Here is a 23,483-nt window from a genome sequence, read left to right on the forward strand (position 1 = left end):
TTGGCTTTTTGCCAGCTAATGCAACATCCGGAAGCAAATCCCTGGGTGGCGTGCCGGGTGGCAAGCCGTACTCTGGGCGCTCCTTCTCATACCGTGGAGACGTGCGCATGAACACCCGGGGCCTGCTCGACCAACTGCTCAAATCCGGTCAGGAACTGCTCAACAAGCCTTCTGCTGCGGGTAAGCCCTCGGCTGGCAGGGGTGGGCTGGGCAGCCTGCTCTCCGGTGCTGGAGGCGGTGCCCTGGGGGCAGGGGCGCTGGGCCTGCTGCTGGGCAGCAAGAAGGCCCGCAAGTATGGCGGCAAGGTGCTCACCTATGGCGGCCTGGCCGCACTTGGCGTGCTGGCCTACAAGGCCTATGGCAACTGGCAGGCACGCCAGGGCGCAGGCCAGGGCGCCGAGCCGCAGACCCTCGACCGCCTGCCGCCGGCCCAGGCCGAGCAGCACAGCCAGGCGGTGCTGCGCGCCCTGGTGGCGGCGGCCAAGTCCGATGGCCATATCGACGACCGCGAGCGGGCTTTGATCGAAGGCGAGTTCACCCGCCTGGACAGCGATCGCGACCTGCAGCACTGGCTGCACGATGAGCTGAACAAGCCGCTGGACCCGGCCGAAGTTGCCCGCGCGGCGCAAACACCGGAGATGGCGGCCGAGATGTACCTTGCCAGTGTGATGATGGTCGATCAGGAAAACTTCATGGAGCGCGCCTACCTGGACGAACTGGCCCGTCAGTTGCGTCTCGACCCTGCCCTGCGCCAGGAACTGGAGAGCCAGGTACGGCTTGCCGCAGGCCAATGAAGCGGAAAATAGCCAGGCCGACCAGGATAGAGGCCTGAATACCTCGCATTTCAGCCGCAATAGGGTCGCAACCCTGGGCTATAATTCGGCGATTTTTCCCGCTCGTTGTGAATTCCTGAGGGCTGAATGTGAAGAACTGGACCTTGCGCCAACGGATCCTGGCAAGTTTCGCCGTGATCATCGCCATCATGCTGCTGATGATCGTAGCCGCCTACTCGCGGCTGGTGACGATCGAAAGTGCCGAGGAGGCGGTGGGAACAGACAGCATTCCGGGGCTCTACTACAGCTCGATGATCCGCAGCGCCTGGGTCGACAGCTACGTCACCAGCCAGCAGTTGGTGGGGCTGTCCGGCCACCGCGAAATCACCACGGCCGACATGGAGCTGTTCAAGAGTTTCGAAGATCGCCTCAAGCAATTCATGGCGAACTACCAAGGCACCATTCAGGACACCGATGACCAGGAACGCTTCGATACCTTCATCAAACTTGAAGAAAACTACCTCAAGATCATCGGCCAAGTGCTTGAGGCTTACCGCCAGCAGAACTACGTCGAAGCCGAGCGGCTGATCAGGGATGTGCTCACCCCGGCCTGGGTGGAAGGGCGCAAGCACCTCAACACGGTAATCGAACACAACCGCGAGTCTGCAGATGCAGCGACCCGTGAAATCGTCACGGCCGTTAGCACCGCCAAGGGCAGCATGATGGTCTCGCTGCTGTTGGCGATCGTGGCCGCCGGTATCTGCGGCCTGCTGTTGATGCGTGCCATCACCGCACCGGTACAACGCATCGTCCATGCCCTCGACAAGCTGCGTTCGGGCGACCTCAGCATGCGCCTGAGCCTGGACCGCAAGGATGAGTTCGGTGCCATCGAAAGCGGCTTCAACGAAATGGCCGAAGCCCTGGCCAACCTGGTGGCCCAGGCGCAGCGCTCGTCGGTGCAGGTGACCACGTCGGTCACCGAGATCGCCGCCACCTCCAAGCAACAGCAGGCTACCGCCACCGAAACGGCCGCCACCACCACCGAAATCGGCGCCACCTCGCGTGAAATCGCTGCCACTTCGCGCGACCTGGTGCGCACCATGACCGAGGTCACCTCTGCCGCCGACCAGGCCTCGAGCCTGGCCGGTTCCGGCCAGCAGGGCCTGGCGCGCATGGAAGAAACCATGCACCAGGTGATGGGCGCCGCCGACCTGGTCAACGCCAAGCTGGGCATCCTCAATGAAAAGGCCAGCAACATCACGCAGATGGTAGTGACCATCGTGAAGGTGGCCGACCAGACCAACCTGCTCTCGCTCAATGCCGCCATCGAGGCGGAAAAGGCCGGCGAATATGGCCGCGGTTTTGCCGTGGTCGCCACCGAGGTGCGACGCCTGGCCGACCAGACTGCCGTGGCCACCTACGACATCGAACAGATGGTCCGCGAGATCCAGTCGGCGGTATCGGCAGGGGTGATGGGCATGGACAAGTTCTCCGAAGAAGTGCGCCGTGGCATGTTCGAAGTGCAGCAGGTGGGCGAGCAACTGAGCCAGATCATCCACCAGGTCCAGGCCTTGGCGCCGCGGGTGCTGATGGTCAACGAGGGCATGCAGGCCCAGGCCACTGGCGCCGAGCAGATCAACCAGGCCCTGGCCCAGCTCAGTGATGCCAGCACTCAGACGGTGGAATCGCTGCGCCAGGCGAGCTTTGCCATCGATGAGTTGAGCCAGGTGGCCGCCGGCCTGCGCGGTGGTGTATCGCGCTTCAAAGTCTGACCACCATGACCGGTTTGCATTCCTCCCCGGCAGCTGCGGCCAGCGCCAAGGGCATCCTGTATCTGCAGTTTTGCCTCAACCAGCAGCGCTTTGCCCTGGATGTGCGCGAAGTGATCGAGGTGCTGCCACGACGGCCGCTCAAGCCGATTGCCCAGGCGCCGGCCTGGGTTGCTGGCATCCTGGCGCATCGCGGTGTGCTGGTGCCGGTGGTCGACCTCGGCGCGCTGAGCTTTGGCCAGCCGGCAGCCGAGCGCACCAGCACGCGCCTGGTGCTGGTGCGCTATCGTGGCGACCAGGTGCTGGGCCTGATCCTTGAACAAGCGACCGAAACCCTGCGTTGCATGCCGGACGAGTTCCAGCCCTATGGCCTGGACAACGGCGAAGCGCGCTACTTGGGCCCGGTCCGCGAGGACGCCCAAGGTTTGCTGCAACGGATAGAAGTCGATGACCTGCTGACAGAGCGCGTGCGCGAACTGTTGTTCCCGCAAGCGCCAGAACAGGTGACGCCATGAGCGAGCAACGTTTCTTCCGCTTCCTGCAGGAACGTATCGGCCTGGATGTCGAGTCGGTTGGTGTGCCGATGGTGGAGCGGGCCCTGCGCCAGCGTTGCGTCGCCCTGAATGCCGCCGATCTGGGTGACTACTGGGTTCGCCTGCAGCAATCGCCGGATGAGCAACTGGCGCTGATCGAGGCGGTGATCGTCCCGGAAACCTGGTTCTTCCGTTATCCGGACTCGTTCACCGCGCTGGTCGGGCTGGCCCAGAAGCGCCTGGCCGAGTTGGCCGGCGAGCGGCCCTTGCGCCTGCTCAGCCTGCCTTGCTCCACCGGTGAGGAGCCATATTCGCTGGCCATGGCCTTGCTCGATGCGGGTATGAGCCCGGCCGATTTCCGTATCGACGGTATCGATATCAGCCCTATCTCGGTGGCCAAAGGCATACAGGGCGTCTACGGGCGCAACTCGTTCCGCGGCGCTGAACTTGGGTTTCGCGAGCGGCATTTCCGTGAGGATGATGACGGCCACAAGCTGAACGAGCGGGTACTGCAGCAGGTGAATCTGGAGGTTGGTAACGTGCTCGACCCAGCGCTGGCCCGCCGCTATGGTCAGTATGATTTCGTGTTCTGCCGCAACCTGCTGATCTATTTCGATGTCCCGACCCAGCAACGAGTGTTCGAAGTGCTCAAGCGCCTGGCGCAGCCGCAGGGTGTGCTGTTCATCGGCCCTGCCGAAGGCAGCTTGCTGGCGCGGTTGGGCATGCGCCCGCTGGGCATAGCCCAGTCGTTTGCCTACGTTCGTCAGCCTGCCGATGTGCCGGCTGCACCTGCCCAGCCACCACGGCCGCTACCAGCTGCGGCAGCACCGAGCCGCCCGCGGCCCATGACGGTGCCATCGGCTCGGCCCTTGCGCGTGGTGCCACCGGCCGCCCACGCAGCTGAACCGCGCGAGAGCGAAAGCGAGTTGCTGGCCAACATCGCGCGCCAGGCCAATGCCGGCGACAGCGCCCAGGCCCGCGCCAGTTGCCAGCGCTACCTGCACCTGTTCGCCCCCAAAGCCCAGGTCTACTACTGGTTGGGGCTGCTGAGCGATACCGAAGGTGATGCGCAGCAGGCGTTGAGCCTTTACCGCAAGGCCCTTTACCTGGAGCCGCAGCATCCCGAGGCATTGTTGCACCTGGCCACGCTGCTGGCTGCCCAAGGGGACGAAGCCGGTGCCCGCCGCTTGCAGGAACGTGCCGCACGTGCTGGCCGGGAGTCTGAACGATGAAAGCCGAACACGCGGTCGAGCTGCTGGCCAAAGACGATGAGCGCATCGACGACTGCTGGAACCGTATCGGTGTCCACGGCAGCAAGGATTGCCCGTTGCTGGAACGGCACATCCATTGTCGTAACTGTGAAGTCTATGCGGCGGCGGCCACGCGCCTGCTCGATCGCTATGCGCTGATCGAAACCGACCTGGCGCACGAGACGGCCCCGGTCGAGACCTCGGCCGGGCGCTCGCTGCTGCTGTTCCGCCTGGGCGAGGAGTGGCTGGCCCTGGCCACAGCCTGCCTGGCCGAGATCGCTCCCCTGCAACCGGTGCATTCGTTGCCCCATCAACGCTCGCGGGTACTGCAAGGGGTCGCCAATGTGCGCGGCGCGTTGGTGCCCTGCCTGTCACTGGCCGACCTGCTGGGTGTGGAGCGCTTGTCCGAGCAGCCGCGCAGCGGTCGGGCGATGCCGCGCATGCTGATCCTGGCAGCGTCGGGCGGGCCGGTGGTGATGGCGGTGGACGAAATCGACGGCATTCATCGCCTCGATGCCGCTTTGCAGGGGGCCACCGAGGATGCCGCACCGTTTACCGCTGCGGTGTTGCAGTGGCGGGGGCGCAGTGTGCGGGTGCTGGACGATCACCATTTACTGTCTGCCGTGCAGCGGAGCCTGTCATGACCCCAGAGCAAATGCGCGACGCATCGCTGCTCGAACTGTTCAGCCTGGAGGCCGAGGCACAGACTCAGGTGCTCAGTACCGGGCTGATGGCACTGGAACACAACCCGACCCAGGCCGACCAGCTGGAAGCCTGCATGCGGGCGGCGCATTCGTTGAAGGGCGCCGCGCGTATCGTCGGCATCGATGCCGGGGTGAGCGTCGCCCATGTCATGGAAGACTGCCTGGTGGCGGCGCAGGAAGGCCGGCTGCTGTTGCGCGCCGAACACATCGATGCACTGCTGCGCGGCACCGACTTGCTGATGCACATCGCCACCCCCGGCGATCCGAATGGCGAGGCATTGGTGCCGGCGTTCCTGGTGCAGATGGCCGGCCTGCTCGACCCCGCTGGCTCGGTACCGGCAGCGGGAGCGCTTGAACCGGCGCTTGCCGTGGCTCCGCCGTCCCCGCCTGAGCCTGAGCTTGAGCCGATGGCGCCGGCCGTCGCGGCCGAAGTCGAACCCGCCGTGCCGCGCAAGGCCGGCAAGCGCGCAGGCGAGGGCGGTGAGCGGGTCTTGCGGGTCACCGCCGACCGTCTGAACAGCCTGCTCGACCTGTCCAGCAAGTCATTGGTCGAGACCCAGCGCCTGAAGCCCTACCTGGCCACCTTGCAGCGCCTCAAACGCATGCACGGCCAGGGCATGCGTGCCCTCGACGGTTTGAAGACGCAGCTTGAAGACAGTGGCCAGAGCCCCGAGGTGCTGGATGCCCTGGCGCAGACCCAGCGCCTGTTGCTGGAAACCCAGCAGATCCTGCAGCAGCAAGCCGCCGACCTCGACGAGTTTGGCTGGCAGGCCAGCCAGCGAGCCCAGTTGCTGTACGACACGGCATTGGCCTGTCGCATGCGCCCGTTCGCCGACGTACTCACCGGCCAGACCCGCATGGTTCGTGACCTCGGGCGTTCGCTTGGCAAGCAGGTGCATCTGCACATCGAAGGCGAGAAAACCCAGGTCGATCGCGATGTGCTGGAAAAACTCGAAGCGCCTTTGACCCATTTGCTGCGCAATGCCGTCGACCATGGCATTGAACTGCCCGAGCGGCGCCTGCTGGCGGGCAAACCGGAGGGAGGTACGATCCGCCTGCGCGCCTCGCACCAAGCCGGGCTGTTGATCCTTGAACTGAGCGATGATGGCTCGGGCATTGACCTTGAGCGCCTCAAGCGCAACATCGTCGAGCGCGGCCTGTCGCCGGCCGACACCGTAGCGCAGATGAGCGAAGCCGAGTTGCTGACCTTCCTGTTCCTGCCGGGCTTCAGTCTGCGCGACAAGGTCACCGAAGTGTCTGGCCGTGGTGTCGGCCTGGATGCGGTGCAGCACATGGTCCGCGACCTGCGTGGTTCGATCGAGCTGACGCAGCTGCCCGGCCAGGGCTGTCGTTTCCACCTGGAGGTGCCGTTGACCCTGTCGGTGGTGCGCAGCCTGGTGGTGGAAGTCGGTGGCGAGGCTTATGCGTTCCCGCTGGCGCATATCGAGCGCACCCTTGAAGTGGCGACCGAAGACATCGTACAGATCGAGGGCCGTCAGCACTTCTGGCACGAAGGTCGGCATATCGGCCTGGTGGCTGCCAGCCAGCTGCTCAACCGGCCGGCGGGGCAGGGCGAGGCCAGCAGCCTGCGGGTGGTGGTGATCCGTGAGCGCGAGCAGCTTTACGGGGTCGCCGTGGAGCGCCTGGTCGGTGAGCGGGTGCTGGTGGTGATGCCGCTCGATCCGCGCCTGGGCAAGGTCCAGGACATCTCGGCAGGGGCCTTGCTGGACGATGGCTCGGTGGTGCTGATCATCGATGTCGAGGACTTGCTGCGCTCGGTCGAGAAGCTGCTCAGCACCGGCCGGCTGGAGCGTATCGAGCGCGGCGCACAAGGGGCGCGAGGCGCCAGCCGCAAGCGCGTCCTGGTGGTCGATGATTCGCTCACCGTGCGCGAGCTGCAGCGCAAGCTGCTGGGCAACCGTGGCTATGACGTCGCAGTGGCGGTGGACGGCATGGACGGCTGGAATGCGCTGCGCAGCGAAGACTTCGACCTGCTGATCACCGATATCGACATGCCGCGCATGGATGGCATCGAACTGGTCACCTTGGTGCGCCGCGACCAACGGTTGCAGTCACTGCCGGTGATGGTGGTGTCGTACAAGGACCGTGAAGAAGATCGCCGGCGTGGCCTTGATGCCGGGGCCGACTACTATCTGGCAAAAGCCAGCTTCCATGACGATGCGTTGCTGGATGCCGTGGGGGAACTGATCGGAGGTGCTCAGGGATGAAGATCGCCATCGTCAACGATATGCCCATGGCGGTAGAGGCGTTGCGCCGGGCCCTGGCCTTCGAGCCGGCGCACCAAGTGATCTGGGTGGCCAGCGATGGCGCTGAAGCCGTGCGCAAATGCGCCGAGGACACTCCCGACCTGATTCTCATGGACCTGATCATGCCGGTGATGGATGGCGTCGAGGCGACCCGGCGGATCATGGCCGAATCGCCCTGCGCCATCGTCATTGTCACGGTCGACCGCAAGCAGAACGTGCACCGGGTGTTCGAGGCCATGGGCCATGGCGCCCTGGATGTGGTCGACACCCCCGCACTGGGAGCCGGTGACGCACGTGAGGCTGCGGCGCCGCTGCTGCGCAAGATCCTCAATATCGGCTGGTTGATTGGCCAGCAGCGGCCCGGCGCGAGCAAGTCGGTCGCCGCCCCCCTGCGCGAGGCTTCCCAGCGCAGTGGGCTGGTTGCGATTGGCTCTTCCGCAGGTGGCCCGGCCGCCCTCGAAGTGCTGCTTAAAGGCCTGCCGCGCGGTTTTGGGGCGTCGATCGTACTGGTTCAGCATGTCGACCAGGTGTTCGCTGCCGGCATGGCCGAATGGCTCGCCAGCGCCTGCGGCTTGCCCGTGCGCCTGGCCCGCGAAGGCGAACCGCCCCAGCCCGGGCAAGTGCTGCTGGCCGGCACCAACCACCATATCCGTCTGCTCCAGGGCGGCCAGCTGGCCTACACTGCCGAGCCCGTCAACGAAATCTACCGGCCTTCGATCGACGTGTTCTTCGAGAGCGTGGCGCGCTACTGGATCGGCGATGCGGTGGGGGTGCTGCTTACCGGCATGGGGCGTGACGGCGCCCAGGGCCTGAAATTGATGCGCCAGCAGGGCTTTCTGACGATTGCCCAGGACCAGGCCAGCAGTGCGGTGTACGGCATGCCCAAGGCCGCTGCGGCGATCGATGCCGCAGTGGAAATCCGCCCGTTGGAACGCATCGCCGGGCGCTTGATGGAGCTCTTCGCAAAATGACGACTTGTATAGAATCGCGCCGCGTGAGCGGACGTGGTCAGGTGAATTCTAATGACTGATCTACCGATCGAAGGGTTCACGACCCCCAATGAAAACATGGCGATGGTCCTGCTGGTCGATGACCAGGCGATGATCGGTGAAGCGGTGCGTCGTGGCCTGGCAGTGGAAGAGAACATCGATTTTCATTTCTGCGCCGACCCGCATCAGGCGGTAGCCCAGGCCGTGCGCATCAAGCCCACGGTGATCCTTCAGGACCTGATCATGCCCGGCCTGGACGGCCTGACCCTGGTTCGCGAGTACCGCAACAACCCGGCCACCCGGGACATCCCGATCATCGTCCTGTCGACCAAGGAAGATCCGCTGGTCAAGAGCGCCGCCTTCGCCGCCGGCGCCAACGATTATCTGGTCAAGTTGCCAGACAACATCGAGCTGGTGGCGCGTATCCGCTACCACTCGCGCTCCTACCTGACCCTGCTGCAACGCGACGAGGCCTACCGCGCCCTGCGGGTCAGCCAGCAGCAGCTGCTCGACACCAACCTGATGCTGCAGCGGCTGATGAATTCCGACGGCCTGACCGGGCTGTCCAACCGCCGCCACTTCGACGAATACCTGGAGCTGGAATGGCGCCGGGCCATGCGCGAGCAGCAGCAATTGTCGTTGCTGATGATCGATGTCGATTACTTCAAGGTGTTCAACGACAGCTTCGGTCACCTGGCCGGCGACGAAGCGCTGCGCCAGGTCGCCGAGGCCATTCGCGGCTCCTGCTCGCGGCCAACCGACCTGCCGGCGCGCTACGGCGGCGAGGAGTTCGCCCTGGTGTTGCCCAACACCTCGCCTGGCGGTGCACGCCTGATCGCCGAAAAGCTGCGCCAGACCGTGCTTGGCCTGAACATTGCGCACAGTGTGCCCACGGCAGACTCGCTGCTGACCGTGAGCATCGGCCTGGCGACCCAGACGCCGGCCATTGGCAGCCATTGCCGGCAGCTGATTTCGGCGGCGGACAAGGGGCTGTACCAGGCCAAGAACAACGGGCGCAACCAGGTCGGCATTGCCTGACGCCGATGCGGCTGCCCAACGGGCTGCCGCCGCTCTTTGGATGGGTTATACTCGCGGGCTTTTCACCGAATTCGCACGAGAGCCAGCCGCCCATGGAAATCCAACCAATCCTGAACACCATCAAGGACCTCACCGAGCGTTCCCTGTCCATTCGGGGGTATCTTTGACTACGATCACAAGCATGACCGCCTGATCGAAGTCAACCGCGAGCTGGAAGACGCAGCCGTCTGGAACAAGCCCGAGTACGCCCAGGCCCTGGGCCGCGAGCGCGCCATGCTGGCGCAGGTCGTCGAGACCCTGGACAAGCTGGCCAATGGCCTGGCCGACTGCAAGGACCTGCTCGACATGGCTGTCGAGGAAGGTGATGAAGGCGCCGTCAGCGACGTCGAGACCGAGCTGCAGGCCCTGGAAGAGTCCCTCGCCCAGCTTGAGTTCCGTCGCATGTTCAGCGGCGAGATGGACATGAACAACGCCTACCTGGACATCCAGGCCGGCTCCGGCGGCACCGAGGCGCAGGACTGGGCCAACATCCTGCTGCGCATGTACCTGCGCTGGGCCGACAAGCGTGGCTTCGACGCCACCATCATCGAGCTGTCCGAAGGTGAAGTCGCCGGCATCAAGGGCGCCACCGTGCACATCAAGGGTGAGTACGCCTTCGGCTGGCTGCGCACCGAGATCGGCGTGCACCGCCTGGTGCGCAAGAGCCCGTTCGACTCCGGCGCGCGTCGCCACACCTCGTTCTCGGCGGTGTTCGTGTCCCCCGAGATCGACGACAAGGTCGAGATCGAGATCAACCCGTCCGACCTGCGCATCGACACCTACCGCTCCTCCGGTGCTGGTGGTCAGCACGTCAACACCACTGACTCGGCGGTGCGTATCACCCACGTACCGACCAACACCGTGGTGGCTTGCCAGAACGAACGTTCCCAGCATGCCAACAAGGACACCGCCATGAAAATGCTGCGGGCCAAGTTGTACGAGCTGGAAATGCAAAAGCGCAACGCCGCTTCGCAGGCGTTGGAAGACAGCAAGTCGGACATCGGCTGGGGCCACCAGATCCGCTCCTACGTGCTGGATGACTCGCGCATCAAGGACCTGCGTACCGGCGTCGAGCGCAGCGACTGCCAGAAGGTCCTGGATGGCGACCTCGACCAGTATCTGGAAGCGAGCCTCAAGCAGGGGCTGTAAGCCGTACACCACCGCCGCGCTACCTGGCCACTTGCCGGTAGCGCGTGCCCTGCCCGGAAAGGGCAACGAATACCTGATGGAAAGAATGACGACATGAGCGACCTGAAGACCGAATCGCAAGACCTGCAACAGGAAGAAAACGCCCTGATCGCCCTGCGCAAGGAAAAACTTGCCGCCGAGCGTGCCAAGGGCAATGCCTTCCCCAACGACTTCCGCCGCGACAGCTACTGCAACGATCTGCAGAAGCAGTACGCGGACAAGACCAAGGAAGAGCTGGAAGCAGCCGCGATCCCGGTCAAGGTTGCCGGTCGCATCATGCTCAACCGTGGCTCGTTCATGGTCATCCAGGACATGACCGGCCGTATCCAGGTCTACGTCAACCGCAAGACACTGCCCGAAGAAACCCTGGCCGCCGTCAAGACCTGGGACCTGGGCGACATCATCAGCGCCGAAGGCACCCTGGCCCGTTCCGGCAAGGGCGACCTGTACGTCGAGATGACCAACGTGCGCCTGCTGACCAAGTCGCTGCGCCCGCTGCCGGACAAGCACCACGGCCTGACCGACACCGAGCAGCGCTATCGCCAGCGTTACGTTGACCTGATGGTCAACGAAGAAACCCGCCACACCTTCCGGGTGCGTTCGCAGGTGATCTCGCATATCCGCAAGTTCCTCATCGAGCGCGACTTCCTCGAAGTCGAGACGCCGATGCTGCAGACCATCCCGGGTGGTGCAGCGGCCAAGCCGTTCGAAACCCACCACAACGCCCTGGACATGGCCATGTTCCTGCGTATCGCGCCGGAGCTGTACCTCAAGCGCCTGGTGGTTGGCGGCTTCGAGAAAGTGTTCGAGATCAACCGCAACTTCCGTAACGAAGGCGTTTCGACTCGTCACAACCCTGAATTCACCATGCTCGAGTTCTACCAGGCCTACGCCGACTACCGCGACAACATGGACCTCACCGAGGAACTGTTCCGCGAGCTGGCGCAACTGGTGCTGGGCACCACCGACGTGCCATACGGCGACAAGGTGTTCCACTTCGGCGAGCCGTTTGCTCGCCTGTCGGTATTCGACTCGATCCTCAAGTACAACCCCGAGCTGACCGCTGCCGACCTGCAGGATGTCGACCGTGCTCGCGACATCGCCAAGAAGGCCGGCGCCAAGGTGCTGGGCCACGAAGGCCTGGGCAAGCTGCAGGTGATGATTTTCGAAGAGCTGGTCGAGCACAAGCTGGAGCAGCCGCACTTCATCACCGAGTACCCGTTCGAAGTGTCGCCACTGGCTCGCCGCAACGACGACAACCCGGCCGTGACCGACCGCTTCGAGCTGTTCATCGGTGGCCGCGAAATCGCCAACGCCTACTCCGAGCTCAACGATGCCGAAGACCAGGCCGAGCGCTTCCTGGCCCAGGTGGCAGAGAAGGACGCAGGTGACGATGAAGCCATGCACTACGACGCCGACTTCGTTCGCGCCCTGGAGTACGGCATGCCACCGACTGCCGGTGAAGGCATCGGTATCGACCGCCTGGTGATGCTGCTGACCAACTCGCCATCGATTCGCGACGTCATCCTGTTCCCGCACATGCGCCCACAAGCCTGAGTGATCTGAACAAGCCGCCTTTCGGGGCGGCTTTTTCTTGCCTGTACACTTGTATTGCCTGTACCGGCCTCTTCGCGGCTAAAGCCGCTCCCACAGGTACTGCACAGGCCCTCAGAGCTGCGCAATCCCTATGGGAGCGGCTTAGCCGCGAAGAGGCCGGTACAGGTCGACCACTGTCCATGAGGTAACCACTGTGACACCCGCAATGGCCCAACAAGGCGCCGCCGGCATCGCCACCGCCGTCGCCGAAAGCGTGCAGTACCAGGGTCGCAAGACCGCCCGTCAAGGCAGCGAACAGCGCCGCCAGCTGATCCTCGACGCCGCCATGCGCATCGTCGTGCGCGATGGCGTGCGAGGCGTGCGCCACCGTGCGGTGGCCGCCGAGGCGGGAGTGCCGCTATCGGCCACCACGTACTACTTCAAGGACATCGAAGACCTGCTCACCGACACCTTTGCCCAGTATGTCGAGCGCAGCGCCGCCTACATGGCCAAGCTCTGGGCCAACACCGAGGTGGTGCTGCGCCAGTTGCTCGCCCAGGGGGATGGCAGTGTGCATTCGCGGGCGCGGCTGGCTGATGAAATCGCCCGCATGACCGTCGACTATGTACAGCGTCAACTGCTCAGCCGCCGCGACTTCATGATGGCCGAGCAGGCCTTTCGCCAGGAGGCCTTGCTGTGCCCGCGCCTGGCCGAACTTGTGTGTGCCCACGAGCAGATCCTGCTGCACGGCGCCCGCCAGCTGCTGCAGGTGGTCGGCTCGCAGCAACCGGAACAGGACGCCCAAATGTTGACGGCGATTATCGAGCAGATGGAATATCAGGGCCTGCTCAAGGATGCCGATGCGCAAGCCGATGGGCAGATGCTCGCTATGCTTACCCGTTACCTGCACCTGGTGTTGGCCTCGGCCTGAGCAGTGACCGAACTTTCAAGGAGAACCTGATGAAAGCCTGGCGTGTGGTGTTGTTGACGTTGTCATTCCTCCTGCTGGGCGGTTGCCTTGTGAGCTTTCATGAGCCGCTGCCGAGCAACCAGGCTGCGCCCAAGGCATTGCTCGGCAAGTGGAGCAGCAAGGATGCCTGGGGCGAGCCGCTGAAGCTGACCATCAGCCGCAGCGGCGGTGATGCGTACAAGGCGGTGGCCACGGCCAAAGGCAAGGCGCCGGAGGAATACACCTTCACCGTCTCGCGCCACGGCAACCGCTGGTACTTGTCGGCTGGCGTGCCCAAGCGCCTGGGCGGCAACTTCCTGATTGGCGGTTTCGACATCGTCGATGGCAAGGAACTGGTGGTCTATAACCTCGACGTCGAGCAAGTGCAGCAGGCGGTCGAGAAAAAGGAACTGAGCGGGCGCAGTACCCAGATTGCGCAAGACAGCGAGCAGGGCGTGCTGATCGACAGCCCGTCGCAACGCGTGCTGGCGTACCTCGACGACCCGGCCAACTCCGACCTGTTCGTCGAAGTGGCGCGGTTCCAGCGCAGTAGCAAGTAGTCACCTGTGCTGGCCTCTTCGCGGGCGCGCCCGCTCCCACAGGTATTGCACCGGGGCTGAAACCAGTGCGGTCCCTGTGGGGGCGGGCTTGCCCGCGAAGAGGCCGGCACAGGCAAAGCAAGACTTGTATCTTGATCTAGAAAGGAGTCCCCGGTGGACGAATACCAGCAGACCATCCGCGCGCTGTCCGACCGCATTGTCGCGGCGCAGACCCCGATCCGGGTTCTGGACGCCGTGAAATGGGACGACAACATCCGCCAGGGCTTCCTCAAGGCCAAGGGCAAGGAGCCGCCCGCCGTTGACCGTGAGTACTACCTGGCGCGCCCGCTGGCATTCGACTCCAGCGCGGTGAAGGCCGAGTTCCAGGCCATCGAGCGCGACATCATCCGCCAGCTGGGCCAGTTCAACCCGGTCGGGCAGATCATGAAGCGCATGTGCCGCGAATACCGCATGGTCGTGCGCATGCTCGAAGCCCGGGGTACCGAAGACTTCGGGCTGATCTCGCAGGAGCTGTATGGCGCTGCCTCCGACGCCTTCCACGCCGGTGACCCGACCCTGGCCGACCTGGGGCTGATGCTTTCGGACTACCTGAACAATATCGACGGGCGTGGCGACCTCAAGGACGAGCCGAAGAACCTGACTGCCAAGGAGGCCGTGGACATCCTCCAGCGCCGCCTGAACAAGGTGTTCGGCGAGGCCGAGGAGACCATCCGCGTTTTCGAGTCGGACGGTATCGTCGCCGATGCCGCAGCCGGTGCCGACTACATCAAGGTGCGCGCCGATGCCATGTTCAACAACCGTGACGTGCGTGCGCTGGAGGTGCATGAGGGCCTGGTGCATGTGGGGACCACCCTCAACGGTTTGAACCAGCCGATCTGCACATTCCTGGCCAAGGGCCCGCCCTCGTCGACGGTGACCCAGGAAGGCCTGGCCATCCTCATGGAGGTGATTGCCTTCGCTTCCTACCCCAGCCGCCTGCGCAAGCTGACCAACCGCACCCGCGCCATCCACATGGTCGAAGAGGGCGCCGACTTCCTGCAAGTGTTCGAGTTCTTCCGCGAGCAGGGCTTCGAGATGGGACAGAGCTACAGCAACGCCAGCCGGGTGTTCCGGGGTTCGGTGCCCAATGGCCTGCCATTCACCAAGGACTTGTCCTACCTCAAGGGCTTCATCATGGTTTACAACTACATTCAGTTGGCCGTGAAGAAGGGCAAGCTCGAGCAGATACCGCTGCTGTTCTGCGGCAAGACCACCCTGGAAGACATGCGCACCTTGCGCCAACTGGTCGAGGAGGGGCTGGTCGAGCCGCCCAAGTACTTGCCGGAGCAGTTCCGCGACCTCAACGCGCTGTCGGCCTGGATGTGCTTCTCCAACTTCCTCAACCACTTGAGCCTGGATCGTATTGAAGCCGACTACGCGAACATTCTCTGAACGCTGCCGCCCGCTGGTACTGGGCATGCTCCTGCTGGGGCTGTGCGGCTGCAGCAGCCTGTTGTTCTATCCCGAACCCGGCGAAGCGTTCACTCCGCAACGCGCCAAGCTGGAGTACCGCGATATCAGCCTCACTACCGCCGATGGCCTGCGCCTGCATGGTTGGTGGCTGCCGGCCAAGGCGGGGGTAGAGCTCAAGGGGACGGTGCTGCATCTGCACGGCAACGGTGGCAATCTGCCGGGCCACCTTGGCGGCAGCTACTGGCTACCGGAGCAGGGCTACCAGGTACTGATGATCGATTACCGTGGCTATGGCCTGTCCGAGGGCTCGCCAAGCTTGCCTGAGGTCTATCTGGACATCGACGCGGCAATGGCATGGCTGGCCCAGGCCCCCGAGGTCAAGGGCAAGCCGCTGGTACTGCTCGGCCAGAGCCTCGGCGGAGCGATGGCGATCCACTACCTGGCGCAGCACCCCGAGCAGCGCCAGCGCTTCGGTGCCCTGGTGTTCGACGGCGTGCCGGCCAGCTACCGTGGGGTAGGGCGTTATGCCCTGGGCACTTCGTGGCTGACGTGGCCGCTGCAGGTGCCGCTGTCCTGGCTGGTACCGGATGGCGACAGCGCAATCCATTCGATCGGGCAACTGAGCAGCCCGCCAAAGCTGTTCTTCCACAGCATCGACGACACCTTGGTGCCGATGGACAACGGCATCCGCCTGTACCAGCACGCACCGGCGCCACGCGTGCTGCAACTGACCCGTGGCGGCCACGTGCAGACCTTCGCCGACCCGGTATGGCGCCAGGTGATGCTGCGCTTCCTCGATGACCCCAGCCATTTCAACGGCCTGCGGCGGCTTGCCGAAGTGCCCAACTACCCTGACGAGAAGAACGCCCAATGAGTGAAGAACGCAACGCCATCCCGCTGATCCTGACCGGTGTCGGCAGCATCGTCGTGACGGTGGGGACCCTCTGGTACTACGGCTACCTGCATTTCGCCAAACCAGAGGATGCGCTGCTGCTGCAGGACTTCACCATGCTCAAGACGATTCCTGGCGAGGACTACAAGGTCTCGCTGGACCCGGCATCGCAGGTGGCCCAATGCGTGGATGGCGTGCTGGTGCTGTTCGATACCGAGCAGAAAGGCCTGACTGGCGTGCTGGTAGACAGCCGCAAGCGTGCAGTGCGCTGCATGGGCAAGGAGACGCCGCAGCAGGTGCAGTGATCCTCAGGTCAGGCGGGAGCGGGCTGCATCATAGGCTGCGCTTCGCTCTCGCTTGCCGATCGCAATGACAATCACAACCAGGCGGTGATCGACTACCCGGTAGACCAGTCGATAGCCAGCGGACCTCAGTTCGATCTTGTAACAGTCAGCCATGCCGGAGAGTTTGTCTTTCTCCACCCTCGGCTGTGTCAGCCGCACCTTGAGTTTTCTTGCGAACTGTAGCTGCAACGAGCCGTCGAGCTTTGCGAACTCCTTCCTTGCTCTTACATCGAATTCAAGGTCATAGCTTTTTGCTGCCTCCGGCTTCGGCGATGAGCTCATCAATATCCACTCTTACTGTGGGCCCTCCACGCCGTTGCCGGACAAGCTCGGCCAGTTGCATGTCGTCGATCAGATCCATCATCGCTTCGTAGCGCTCGGGCGGCACGGCATAGAACGCCGGTTCGTTGCGATTGAGGATGACCACGGTTTCACCGGCAGCTTCGCGGATAGTACCCATGGGGTCTTTCTTAAGGTCGGTGATCGATGCTGCCAGATCAGCGAGAACAGGATAGGTCATCGTTGTATCAACCCGTAAATTTGGTTATCGACACGGAAAGTGTAGTATTTCAAAGAGTGCTTTTAAAGGTGCTTTTTTCGGTGTTCAAGCATGAAAAAACCCCGCCATGAAGGCGGGGTTTCTTTTTAGCCAGCCTTATTGCTGAATCTGGCTCACCGAACGGGGTGCCACCGGCTGGTTGTCGTTGGAGATGGTCACCTCCACCCGACGGTTCTGCGCACGGCCCGAGTTGCTGCCGTTGTCCGCCACCGGGTATTCCTTGCCATACCCCTGGGCGACGACACGCGCCGGGTCCACGCCTGCACGTACCAGCGCCGCGCGAACGCTGGCTGCGCGGCGTTCGGACAGGCCCTGGTTGTAGCTGGCCGAGCCGACGCTGTCGGTGTAGCCCTCGACGATCACCTTGCGCTCCGGGTTTTCCTGAAGGAACTGGGCCAGCTTGGTGATGTTCGGGTAGGCGTTGCTCTTCAGGGTGGCCTTGTTGAAGTCGAACAGCACATCACCAAAGGTCACCAGGGTGCCGCGGTCGGTCTGCTTGGCATTCAGGCTTTGCTGCAGCTTGGCGATCTGTGCGTCGCGGGCATCGAGCTTGGCCTGGGCGCGCTGGGCCGAGGCGTTCTTCAGCTCGTTCTCGGCGGTGCGCAGGGCGATGGTCTGCTTGGCCACCTCGATCCGCTGGTTGGTCAGGTAGGCGAGCTGGTCGACCTTCTGGCTGTCTTCACGGTCCATGAAGGCCTTGTCGGACTTGTTCAGCCAGTCCTGGGCATCCTTGGTCTCGAGCGCGGCCACCTTGCTTGCCTGCGGGTCACTCTGCAGTGCAGAGAAGTTGGTGCGAGCCGACTCCAGGTTAGGGTTCGGGTCGTGGGAACAGGCGGCAAGGCCGACGCTCAGTGCCAGCAGGGCGGGAATCATGACGTAGTTGCGCATAGTGTTCATCCTTTGATCAGTTGCGAAGGCTGGGGTTGGCGTGGCGGCGCTCATTCGGCGCTGCGCAGGCCTTCCTGACGTACGTCCTGAACGCCCTGGCGGGCATCCTGCACGGCCTTCTGGGCCTTGGCTGCCTGGGCCTTGCGCTCAGCGACGCGGGCATCCCATTCGGCCTGCTCGGCCAGGCGCTTGGCCTCATCGTACTTTTTGTCGTGCATGGCGATTTCGGCCTGCTTGAACTTGTCCTGGGCCGATTTCATTTCCACGGCGGCGAACTCGGTGCCACCGGCACTGACGGCCGAATTGACCGCGGACTGGGTGACAGCGTACTGCTCGGTAGGCGGGTTGCCTGCACAGCCGGCCAGGACCAGGCTACTGCCCAGGGCCAGCGCGGCCAGCTTCAATCCGCGCACGTGAGTAGATGAGAGGTTCGGGGTGCGGGTCTTGATGGTGGTCAGTTCCATTGGATCACTCCTGATTACGACGATGTCCGTAGCAGTCCATCGCTCAATCCCTGACAGTGCCTGCGCTTGCGCTCAACGATGCACATGGCAGGAGTGCAGGGTTTTAGCGTGATGGCTATTGGCTGGGACTTGACCGTTTTTTGAATGGTTCCGAAAAAAATGCGCCGTTTTGCCATTTTTTTCTGACTGATCGGTCAGTGAGATTTACCCGGAACTTTTCATCGCTGGAGTGGTTTCCGGGCCTGTTGCAGGCCCGGATCGTGGTGCTGCACGCTCAGTTGCCGGTGTCGTCGCCGGTATTGCTGAGGTCGTGCAAATGGCGCCGTGACAGGGCCAGAAACCGCGGGGTCGGGCCGATATCTTCGAACAGCGGGTCACCCTCTTCGTCAGTGGCGATGACCTTCTGGCCCTGCACGTAGGGGAAGCTGGCTTCCAGCTCTTCCAGCGCGGCGGCGACCAGTTCGCCGAGCAGTTCCTCGGCGGTGCGCTTGGGGTACATGTCGATCAGGGCAGCCAGGCGTGCCTCGGACTCCAGGTCCAAGTGCAAGGCGTGGCCGGTGGGGCTCAGGGTGCCGGCGGCATTCTGTTCCCAGTGCTGGGCGAGTTCGCGGATTTTCATGATGACCTCTGTGAACGCCAGAAAAGGCTGCATTGCATCGGACTGCGCTGGTTTAACTTTAGTTTGCTTTGCGCGATCGCGGCTTGCCATCGCGCCCCGGCAATGGGCACTCTTGGGCCAGTGCTGTTTCCTGAGCAGAGCGTGGCGAGCCGCGCCGAAGAGAGGGCCAATGACTGATATCGATGTGCGCCTGCGTGAAGATGTCCATGTGTTGGGGGAGTTGCTCGGCGAGACCATCCGCCAGCAGCACGGTGATGCGTTCCTGCAGAAGATCGAGGACATCCGCCACAGTGCCAAGGCCGACCGCCGCGGTGCTGGCGAGCAACTGAGCTCGACCTTGGCCGACCTGGCCGAAGAAGACCTGCTGCCCGTGGCGCGAGCCTTCAACCAGTTCCTCAACCTGGCCAACATGGCCGAGCAATATCAGCTGATCCGCCGTCGCGATGCCGGTCAGCCAGAGCCGTTCGAGGCGCGGGTCTTGCCCGAGCTGCTGGCTCGCCTGAAGCAGGCCGGGCACAAGGATGACGCCCTGGCCCGGCAGCTCGCCAAGCTCGATATCCAGCTGGTGCTGACCGCACACCCGACCGAAGTGGCGCGGCGCACGTTGATCCAGAAATACGATGCCATCGCCGGCCAGCTGGCCGTCCAGGACCACCGCGACCTGACCCCCGCCGAGCGTGGGCAGGTGCGCGAGCGCCTGCGCAGGCTGATCGCCGAGGCCTGGCACACCGAAGAGATCCGCCGCGCCCGGCCCACCCCGGTAGACGAGGCCAAATGGGGCTTCGCGGTGATCGAGCATTCGCTGTGGCAGGCCATCCCCAACCACTTGCGCAAGGTCGACAAGGCATTGTTCGACGCCACCGGCCTGCACCTGCCGCTGGAAGCTGCGCCGATTCGCTTCGCCTCGTGGATGGGCGGTGACCGCGACGGCAACCCCAATGTCACGGCGGCCGTGACCCGTGAGGTATTGCTGCTGGCCCGCTGGATGGCCGCCGACCTGTTCCTGCGTGATATCGATGCGCTGGCGGCCGAGTTGTCCATGCAACAAGCCAGTGAGGCCTTGCGTGAACGTGTGGGCGACAGTGCCGAGCCGTACCGGGCGTTGCTCAAACAGTTGCGCGAACGGCTGCGGGCGACGCGCGCCTGGGCCCAGCTTGCATTGACCAGCAACCAGCCGGCCAGCGCCGAGGTGCTGGTGGATAACCGCGACCTGATCGCACCGCTGGAGCTGTGCTATCAGTCGCTGCATGAATGCGGCATGGGGGTGATCGCCGATGGCGCGCTGCTCGACAGCCTGCGCCGGGCGGTGACCTTCGGCCTGTTCCTCGGCCGCCTGGATGTGCGCCAGGATGCCGCCCGGCACCGTGATGCGCTGGCGGAGATTACCGATTACCTTGGCCTGGGCAGCTATGCCGACTGGGACGAAGAGCAGCGCATCGCATTCCTCCAGGCGGAACTTAAGAATCGCCGGCCGTTGCTGCCCGCGCACTTCAAGCCTCAGGCAGAGACCGCTGAAGTGTTGGCAACCTGCCGTGAGATCGCCGCTGCGCCGGGCGCTTCGCTGGGCTCCTACGTGATCTCGATGGCGGGTGCGGCCTCTGATGTGCTGGCCGTACAACTGCTGCTCAAGGAAGCCGGCCTTACCCGGCCGATGCGCGTGGTGCCGCTGTTCGAAACCCTGGCGGACCTGGACAACGCCGGGCCGGTGATGCAGCGCCTGCTTGGCCTGCCGGGCTACCGCGCCAGCCTGCGCGGGCCGCAGGAGGTGATGATCGGCTATTCCGACTCGGCCAAGGACGCGGGCACCACGGCAGCGGCCTGGGCTCAGTACCGTGCCCAGGAAAACCTGGTGCGCATCTGCCGCGAGCATCAGGTCGAACTGCTGCTGTTCCACGGCCGTGGTGGTACGGTGGGCCGTGGTGGTGGCCCGGCCCATGCGGCGATACTGTCGCAGCCTCCGGGTTCGGTGGCAGGTCGGTTCCGCACCACCGAACAGGGCGAGATGATTCGCTTCAAGTTCGGCTTGCCGGCCATCGCCGAGCAAAATCTCAACCTGTACCTGGCTGCTGTGCTCGAAGCCACCTTGCTGCCACCCCCGCCTCCAGAACCCGCCTGGCGGTCATTGATGGATCAGCTGGCAGCCGATGGCCTCAAGGCCTACCGCGGCGTGGTGCGGGAAAACCCGGACTTCGTTGAATACTTCCGCCAGTCCACCCCCGAGCAGGAGCTGGGTCGCCTGCCGCTGGGCAGCCGCCCGGCCAAGCGCCGTGCCGGTGGCATCGAAAGCCTGCGGGCGATCCCGTGGATCTTCGGCTGGACCCAGACACGCCTGATGCTGCCGGCCTGGCTGGGGTGGGAAACCGCCCTGAGCAATGCCCTGGCGCGAGGCCAGGGCGAGCTGCTGGCGCAGATGCGCGAGCAGTGGCCATTCTTCCGCACCCGCATCGACATGCTGGAAATGGTCCTGGCCAAGGCCGACGCGCAAATCGCCGAGGCCTACGACCAACGTCTAGTGCAACCAGGCCTGCTTCCATTAGGTGCACACTTGCGCGACCTATTGTCGCAGTCGTGCCAGGTGGTGCTGGGCCTGACCGGCCAGCCGGTGCTACTGGCGCACAGCCCCGAGACCCTGGAATTCATCAGCTTGCGCAATACCTACCTGGACCCGCTGCACCGCCTGCAGGCCGAATTGCTGGCCCGTTCACGCAGCCGCGAAGCCGCTCTGGACAGCCCGTTGGAGCAGGCCCTGCTGGTGACCGTGGCAGGTATCGCCGCGGGGCTGCGCAACACCGGGTAAGGCCTGCCGTCGCGGCCCTTGCCGGTTGACCGGCGGGCAGCCACAACAGGGCGAGGAGGGTGGTTGCGCCGGGCGCAACCACCCTCCGTTCTGGTTACGGACGACGCAATGCTGCAACTTTGGGACGCTTGTCTGGCTGCCGGGCGCTGTGTATCTTGAGCAGCCTTTTGACCGATTTATGGTCATACCCGATTTTCCGGACTTGGCCTCGATTGCCGAATCCATTGAATTTCATAAAAAAATTTGAGGAGCACGAGATGCGCGTAATTCTGCTGGGAGCTCCCGGGGCCGGTAAAGGTACTCAGGCAAAGTTCATCACCGAAAAGTTCGGTATTCCACAGATCTCCACCGGTGACATGCTGCGTGCCGCCGTCAAGGCCGGCACCCCATTGGGCCTGGAACTGAAGAAAGTCATGGATGCCGGTCAACTGGTGTCCGACGAGCTGATCATCAGCCTGGTCAAGGAGCGCATCGCCCAGCCGGATTGCGCCAATGGCTGCCTGTTCGACGGCTTCCCCCGCACCATTCCACAGGCTGAAGCGATGGTTGCCGCGGGCGTGGATATCGACGCCGTGGTCGAGATCGCTGTCGACGACGAAGAAATCGTCGGCCGCATGGCTGGCCGCCGTGTGCATCTGGCCTCGGGCCGCACCTACCACATTCAGTACAACCCGCCGAAAGTGGAAGGCAAGGACGATGTCACCGGCGAAGACCTGATCCAGCGCGACGACGACAAGGAAGAAACCGTGCGTCACCGCCTGTCGGTCTACCACAGCCAGACCAAGCCGCTGGTGGACTTCTACCAGAAGCTGTCGGCAGCCAATGCTGGCAAGCCGAAGTACAGCCACATCGAAGGCGTCGGCTCGGTCGAGTCGATCACCGCCAAGGTGCTGGCAGCTCTGAGCTGATCCCTTCTGACGCAGCGGCCGCTTTTTTGTGGGAGCGGCCTTGTGTCGCGAAAGGGCTGCAGAGCAGCCCCTCGATTTTTGCCGTGTCGCTGACATCCTGGGGCCGCTCCGCAGCCCTTTCGCGACACAAGGCCGCTCCCACAGGGACCGCAGCTGCTCTATACTGCCGCTCTTTTCCCCTAGCACCTGGATACCTGTTCGATGACCACCCTGCTGGCCCTGGATACCGCCACCGAAGCCTGTTCCGTTGCGCTGCTGCATGACGGCAAGGTAACCAGCCATTACGAGGTGATCCCGCGCATGCATGCGCAGAAGCTGCTGCCGATGATCAAGCAGCTGCTGGCAGACTCCGGTGTGGCGCTGAATGCTCTGGATGCCATCGCCTTCGGCCGTGGCCCGGGCGCGTTCACCGGGGTGCGCATCGCCATCGGTGTGGTGCAGGGCCTGGCGTTTGCGCTGGAGCGCCCGGTGCTGCCGGTGTCCAACCTGGCCGCGCTGGCTCAGGGCGCGTTGCGCAAGCATGGCGTGCAGCAGGTGGCTGCGGCCATCGACGCGCGCATGGATGAAGTGTATTGGGGTTGCTACAAGGCCGAAGCCGGCGAGATGCGCCTGCAAGGGCTGGAAGCCGTGCTCCCGCCCGAGCGCGTAGCCGTGCCGGCAGGCAGCAGCGGTGACTGGTTCGGTGCCGGTACTGGCTGGAGCTATGCCGAACGCCTGGCGGTGCAGGCCAGCGCCACGAACGCTTCAGCTTTGCCAGGTGCCTTGGATATTCTCAGCCTGGCCAGCTTCGCCTGGGGCCGTGGCGAGGCAATCGCCGCCGAACAGGCGCAACCGGTTTACTTGCGCGATAATGTGGCTACGCCAAAGGCGCGCTGAGTGCTGTTCGTCGGTTATCGCGGTTGGCGATAAAACCTTTAGGCGCAATCTGTGGTCCAGTTATCACTCGAGCATTAGCGACGCAATCC

At 63.9% G+C, this 23,483-nt stretch carries 23 protein-coding genes; 18 read left to right on the forward strand and 5 right to left on the reverse strand.

The genetic code is table 11. The annotated features are described in order from the left end of the window. Positions 1 to 107: 107 nt before the first annotated feature. The 15 genes from ACTORR_RS20300 to ACTORR_RS20370 all read left to right on the forward strand — a co-directional run bounded on the left by ACTORR_RS20300 (position 108) and on the right by ACTORR_RS20370 (position 16,244). On the forward strand, positions 108 to 794 hold the full coding sequence (locus tag ACTORR_RS20300; RefSeq protein ID WP_441343827.1) for a tellurite resistance TerB family protein: 687 nt from the start codon (positions 108 to 110) through the stop codon (positions 792 to 794). Between the two features lie 128 nt (positions 795 to 922). Further along, the gene (locus ACTORR_RS20305; RefSeq protein WP_262109376.1) at positions 923 to 2,545 is read left to right on the forward strand and encodes a methyl-accepting chemotaxis protein; all 1,623 of its coding nucleotides are present in this window, start codon (positions 923 to 925) and stop codon (positions 2,543 to 2,545) included. A 5-nt stretch (positions 2,546 to 2,550) separates the two neighbouring features. Continuing rightward, a complete protein-coding gene (locus ACTORR_RS20310; protein ID WP_313365135.1) occupies positions 2,551 to 3,057 on the forward strand; it encodes a chemotaxis protein CheW in 507 nt (168 codons plus the stop codon). Then, positions 3,054 to 4,307, forward strand: coding sequence for a CheR family methyltransferase (locus ACTORR_RS20315; protein WP_313365136.1), 1,254 nt, complete (start codon positions 3,054 to 3,056; stop codon positions 4,305 to 4,307). The genes ACTORR_RS20310 and ACTORR_RS20315 overlap by 4 nt, the downstream gene beginning before the upstream one ends. Beyond that, on the forward strand, positions 4,304 to 4,969 hold the full coding sequence (locus ACTORR_RS20320; RefSeq protein WP_099815343.1) for a chemotaxis protein CheW: 666 nt from the start codon (positions 4,304 to 4,306) through the stop codon (positions 4,967 to 4,969). The genes ACTORR_RS20315 and ACTORR_RS20320 overlap by 4 nt, the downstream gene beginning before the upstream one ends. After that, positions 4,966 to 7,257, forward strand: coding sequence for a hybrid sensor histidine kinase/response regulator (locus tag ACTORR_RS20325; RefSeq protein ID WP_313365137.1), 2,292 nt, complete (start codon positions 4,966 to 4,968; stop codon positions 7,255 to 7,257). Before ACTORR_RS20320 ends, ACTORR_RS20325 begins: the two co-directional genes overlap by 4 nt. Further along, positions 7,254 to 8,267, forward strand: coding sequence for a chemotaxis response regulator protein-glutamate methylesterase (locus tag ACTORR_RS20330; protein ID WP_313365138.1), 1,014 nt, complete (start codon positions 7,254 to 7,256; stop codon positions 8,265 to 8,267). The genes ACTORR_RS20325 and ACTORR_RS20330 overlap by 4 nt, the downstream gene beginning before the upstream one ends. A 51-nt stretch (positions 8,268 to 8,318) precedes the next feature. Next, the gene (locus ACTORR_RS20335) at positions 8,319 to 9,323 is read left to right on the forward strand and encodes a response regulator (protein WP_054886913.1); all 1,005 of its coding nucleotides are present in this window, start codon (positions 8,319 to 8,321) and stop codon (positions 9,321 to 9,323) included. 92 nt (positions 9,324 to 9,415) lie between these two features. Beyond that, positions 9,416 to 10,511, forward strand: a protein-coding gene (gene prfB, locus ACTORR_RS20340; protein WP_099815345.1) for a peptide chain release factor 2 whose coding sequence is annotated in 2 segments (ribosomal slippage) — positions 9,416 to 9,487 and positions 9,489 to 10,511 — 1,095 coding nt in all. Because the reading frame shifts where the segments join, the coding sequence is not laid out codon by codon here. Between the two features lie 93 nt (positions 10,512 to 10,604). Continuing rightward, complete coding sequence (lysS, locus tag ACTORR_RS20345; protein ID WP_054886911.1) at positions 10,605 to 12,107, forward strand: lysine--tRNA ligase; 1,503 nt, start codon at positions 10,605 to 10,607, stop codon at positions 12,105 to 12,107. A 205-nt stretch (positions 12,108 to 12,312) separates the two neighbouring features. Further along, complete coding sequence (locus ACTORR_RS20350; protein ID WP_054886910.1) at positions 12,313 to 13,017, forward strand: TetR/AcrR family transcriptional regulator; 705 nt, start codon at positions 12,313 to 12,315, stop codon at positions 13,015 to 13,017. 29 nt (positions 13,018 to 13,046) lie between these two features. Then, positions 13,047 to 13,595 carry a hypothetical protein gene (locus ACTORR_RS20355; protein ID WP_054886909.1) on the forward strand — a complete coding sequence of 183 codons (549 nt, stop codon included), beginning with the start codon at positions 13,047 to 13,049 and terminating at the stop codon, positions 13,593 to 13,595. 153 nt (positions 13,596 to 13,748) lie between these two features. Continuing rightward, positions 13,749 to 15,026: a flavohemoglobin expression-modulating QEGLA motif protein gene (locus ACTORR_RS20360; protein WP_054886908.1), complete on the forward strand. Its 1,278-nt coding sequence runs from the start codon at positions 13,749 to 13,751 to the stop codon at positions 15,024 to 15,026. Further along, positions 14,998 to 15,921, forward strand: coding sequence for an alpha/beta hydrolase (locus tag ACTORR_RS20365; RefSeq protein ID WP_313365460.1), 924 nt, complete (start codon positions 14,998 to 15,000; stop codon positions 15,919 to 15,921). Before ACTORR_RS20360 ends, ACTORR_RS20365 begins: the two co-directional genes overlap by 29 nt. Next, positions 15,918 to 16,244: a hypothetical protein gene (locus ACTORR_RS20370; protein WP_054886906.1), complete on the forward strand. Its 327-nt coding sequence runs from the start codon at positions 15,918 to 15,920 to the stop codon at positions 16,242 to 16,244. The genes ACTORR_RS20365 and ACTORR_RS20370 overlap by 4 nt, the downstream gene beginning before the upstream one ends. 3 nt (positions 16,245 to 16,247) lie before the next feature. Here ACTORR_RS20370 and ACTORR_RS20375 read toward each other — a convergent pair whose 3' ends face one another. The 5 genes from ACTORR_RS20375 to ACTORR_RS20395 form a co-directional block, all read right to left on the reverse strand. After that, a complete protein-coding gene (locus ACTORR_RS20375) occupies positions 16,248 to 16,565 on the reverse strand; it encodes a type II toxin-antitoxin system RelE family toxin (protein WP_441343829.1) in 318 nt (105 codons plus the stop codon). Continuing rightward, a complete protein-coding gene (locus ACTORR_RS20380) occupies positions 16,525 to 16,803 on the reverse strand; it encodes a type II toxin-antitoxin system Phd/YefM family antitoxin (protein WP_082433671.1) in 279 nt (92 codons plus the stop codon). Before ACTORR_RS20380 ends, ACTORR_RS20375 begins: the two co-directional genes overlap by 41 nt. Before the next feature lie 135 nt (positions 16,804 to 16,938). Continuing rightward, the gene (locus tag ACTORR_RS20385; RefSeq protein ID WP_099815347.1) at positions 16,939 to 17,730 is read right to left on the reverse strand and encodes an OmpA family protein; all 792 of its coding nucleotides are present in this window, start codon (positions 17,728 to 17,730) and stop codon (positions 16,939 to 16,941) included. Positions 17,731 to 17,780: 50 nt separating this feature from the next. After that, a complete protein-coding gene (locus ACTORR_RS20390; protein ID WP_054886903.1) occupies positions 17,781 to 18,194 on the reverse strand; it encodes a DUF4398 domain-containing protein in 414 nt (137 codons plus the stop codon). 274 nt (positions 18,195 to 18,468) lie between these two features. Continuing rightward, entirely contained in the window at positions 18,469 to 18,813 is a 345-nt protein-coding gene (locus ACTORR_RS20395; protein WP_054886926.1) for a hypothetical protein, read from the reverse strand. Positions 18,814 to 18,982: 169 nt separating this feature from the next. Between ACTORR_RS20395 and ppc the strand changes: the two genes are divergently transcribed. The 3 genes from ppc (at position 18,983) to tsaB (ending at position 23,394) form a co-directional block, all read left to right on the forward strand. Next, the gene (ppc, locus tag ACTORR_RS20400; RefSeq protein ID WP_313365458.1) at positions 18,983 to 21,610 is read left to right on the forward strand and encodes a phosphoenolpyruvate carboxylase; all 2,628 of its coding nucleotides are present in this window, start codon (positions 18,983 to 18,985) and stop codon (positions 21,608 to 21,610) included. Between the two features lie 257 nt (positions 21,611 to 21,867). Next, the gene (gene adk, locus ACTORR_RS20405) at positions 21,868 to 22,518 is read left to right on the forward strand and encodes an adenylate kinase (RefSeq protein ID WP_028691565.1); all 651 of its coding nucleotides are present in this window, start codon (positions 21,868 to 21,870) and stop codon (positions 22,516 to 22,518) included. 201 nt (positions 22,519 to 22,719) lie between these two features. Continuing rightward, the gene (gene tsaB / locus ACTORR_RS20410) at positions 22,720 to 23,394 is read left to right on the forward strand and encodes a tRNA (adenosine(37)-N6)-threonylcarbamoyltransferase complex dimerization subunit type 1 TsaB (RefSeq protein WP_441343831.1); all 675 of its coding nucleotides are present in this window, start codon (positions 22,720 to 22,722) and stop codon (positions 23,392 to 23,394) included. Positions 23,395 to 23,483: the final 89 nt, after the last annotated feature.

Source organism: Pseudomonas sp. SAR267, from assembly GCF_052077595.1.
Classification (GTDB): domain Bacteria; phylum Pseudomonadota; class Gammaproteobacteria; order Pseudomonadales; family Pseudomonadaceae; genus Aquipseudomonas; species Aquipseudomonas vlassakiae.